This is a genomic window from Methylibium sp. T29-B (genome assembly GCF_000576225.1).
GTDB classification, from domain to species: Bacteria; Pseudomonadota; Gammaproteobacteria; order Burkholderiales; family Burkholderiaceae_C; genus Methylibium; species Methylibium petroleiphilum.
On the sequence record NZ_AZSN01000285.1, the window covers coordinates 1 to 2,660 of the forward strand.

Here is a 2,660-nt window from a genome sequence, read left to right on the forward strand (position 1 = left end):
CGCGCTGCAGCAGGCCGTCGCGGCCTTCGTCGCCGCGCCGTCGGCCGAGGCCCTGGCCGAGGCGCGCAAGCGCTGGCTGGCCGCGCGCGAGTTCTACGGCCAGACCGAGGCCTTCCGCTTCTACGGCGGCCCGATCGACGACGACAAGGGCCCCGAGGGCCGGATCAACGCCTGGCCGATGGACGAGTCCTTCGTCGACGGCGTGCAGGGCAAGCCGGGCAGCGGGCTGATCGGCAACCGCAAGTTCGTCATCAGCAAGAAGAACCTCGCGGCGCAGAACGAGCGTGGCGGCGAGGAGAACATCGCCACCGGCTGGCACGCCATCGAGTTCCTGCTGTGGGGCCAGGACCTGTCGGAGACCGGCCCGGGCGACCGCAGCTTCGAGGACTTCGTCGACGGCAAGGCGCCCAACGCCGACCGCCGCCGCCAGTACCTCACGGTGGTGACCGAGCTGCTGGTCGACGACCTGGCGGGCCTGGTCAAGGCCTGGGCGCCGGCCACCAAGGGCAACTACCGCGCGCGCTTCGAGCAGGGCGGCAAGGAATCGGTGCGCAAGATCTTGGTGGGCCTGGGCTCGCTGTCGCGCGGTGAGCTGGCCGGCGAGCGGCTGGAGGTCGCGCTCAACAGCCAGGACCAGGAGGACGAGCATTCCTGCTTCTCCGACAACACCCACCGCGACGCGGTGAACAACGCCAAGGGCATCGAGAACGTGTGGCTCGGCCGCTATGTGCGCGCCGACGGCAGCACGTTGCAGGGCGCCTCGCTGCGCGAGCTGGTGGCGGCGAAGGATGCCGCGCTGGCCGAGCGCGGCACGCGCCAGATCGCCGCCTCGGTGGCGGCGGCCGAGGCCATCCAGGCGCCGTTCGACCGCGAGATCGTCGGTGCCAAGGATGCGCCGGGCCGCCAGCGCATCCAGAAGACGATCGCCAGCCTCACTCAGCAGAGCAAGGACCTCGTGGCCGCCGCCAACGCGGTGGGCATCACCAAGCTCACGCTGGTGCAGCCGTGAGCCGGCGCGGGCGCGCGGCCGGCCGCGCCGCCGCGGTGCTGGCGGGTGTGGCCGGTGTGGTGGTCGGCGTGGTCGCCGCCACCGCGCCGCCCGACGACGACCCGCTGGGCGAGAAGACCGGCGGCGCCACCACGGTTCATGCCACCGGCCGCCAGGCGTTCTCGTTCCCGGCCGCCAACCTGGCCGACGAGGAGCACACGCGCTTCGTCATCGGCAACTCCTTCTTCAAGCGCAACTGGGTCGAGGCGCCGGCCTCCACCGGCGTGCGCGACGGCCTGGGGCCGCACTTCATCGCGCGCTCCTGCGGCGCCTGCCATGCGATGGACGGCCGCGGCGCGCCGCCCGAGGCGAAGTCCAAGGACCCGACCGTGGCGCTGCTGATGCGGCTGTCGGTGCCGGGCGAGGCAGATCCGAAGCAGGGCGTGGTGCCCGAGCCGGTGTACGGCGACCAGTTCAACAACGCCGCGGTGCAGGGCGTGCGGCCCGAGGGCGAGGTGCGCATCCGCCACCAGCCGGTGCGCGGCCGCTACGCCGATGGCACGCCGTACACGCTGCAGGCGCCGCGCTATTCGTTCGCACGGCTGGCCTACGGGCCGATGCGTCCCGACGTCCTGGTGAGCCCGCGCATCGCGCCGCAGCTGATCGGCGTGGGGCTGCTGGAGGCCATCCCCGAGGCCGAGATCCTGCGCAACGCCGCTGACCAGGCCGCCGCCGGCGGGCCGGTGCGCGGCGTGCCCAACCGCGTGTGGGACGTGCGTGCGCAGCGCCAGATGCTCGGTCGCTTCGGCTGGAAGGCCAACGTGGCCACCATCGCGCACCAGACCGCGGGGGCCTTCCACGGCGACATCGGCATCACCTCGCGCTGGTTCCCCGACGAGACCTGCACGCCGGCCCAGGCCGACTGCGCCGCTGCGCCGCGCGGCGCCAAGGGCGAAGCGCCCGAGATCGACGACAAGACGCTCGACGACGTGGTGTTCTACCAGGCCGTGCTCGCGCCGCCGGCACGCCGTGCGCCGCGCGACGCCCAGGTGCTGCAGGGCCAGGCGCTGTTCACCCGTGCGCAGTGCGCGCAATGCCACCGGCCGAGCTACGTGACCGCCGAGCCGCCGTTCCCGCCGCTCAGCAGCCCGGCGCTGGCGGGCCAGCGCATCTGGCCCTACACCGACCTGCTGCTGCACGACATGGGCGAGGACCTGGCCGACGGCCGTCCCGACTTCGCCGCGAACGGCCGGCAGTGGAAGACACCGCCGCTGTGGGGCATCGGCCTCCTCGAGGACGTCAACGGCCACACGCGCCTGCTGCACGACGGCCGCGCGCGCGGCGTGCTGGAGGCGGTGCTGTGGCACGGCGGCGAGGCCGAGGCCAGCCGCCAGCAGGTGCTGAGGATGAGCCGCGCCGAGCGCGAGGCGCTGGTGCGGTTCGTGGAGTCGCTGTGATGATGAAGAAGTTCCTCGCAGGCCAGGCCGCGGCACGCGCCGCGATGCTGCTGCCGTTCTTGATGGCCGGCACCGCCGCGCCGCCGGCCGCTGCGCAGAGCGACTGGGCGCGTTCGGCGGTGCCGGTGTACGGCCCCACCGCGGTGCTGCAGGGCCTGAACGAGCACTGGACCCTGCCGCATGCGCGCGCCTCGCCGCCGAGCCCAGGCGCTGCC

General features: G+C 73.6%; 2 protein-coding genes and 1 pseudogene. All 3 read left to right on the forward strand.

Annotation, left to right across the window (positions count from 1 at the left end; genetic code table 11):
* Positions 1-1,009 (forward strand): imelysin family protein (locus Y694_RS21125; RefSeq protein ID WP_036236321.1); only part of this gene is annotated, 1,009 nt, incomplete at its 5' end.
* Positions 1,006-2,445 (forward strand): di-heme oxidoredictase family protein, encoded by a 1,440-nt coding sequence (locus Y694_RS21130; protein ID WP_036236324.1) that lies wholly within the window; start codon positions 1,006-1,008, stop codon positions 2,443-2,445. The genes Y694_RS21125 and Y694_RS21130, both read left to right, overlap by 4 nt.
* Positions 2,445-2,660 (forward strand): annotated as a pseudogene (locus Y694_RS21135) (hypothetical protein); the annotation flags it as partial. The gene Y694_RS21130 and the pseudogene Y694_RS21135, both read left to right, overlap by 1 nt.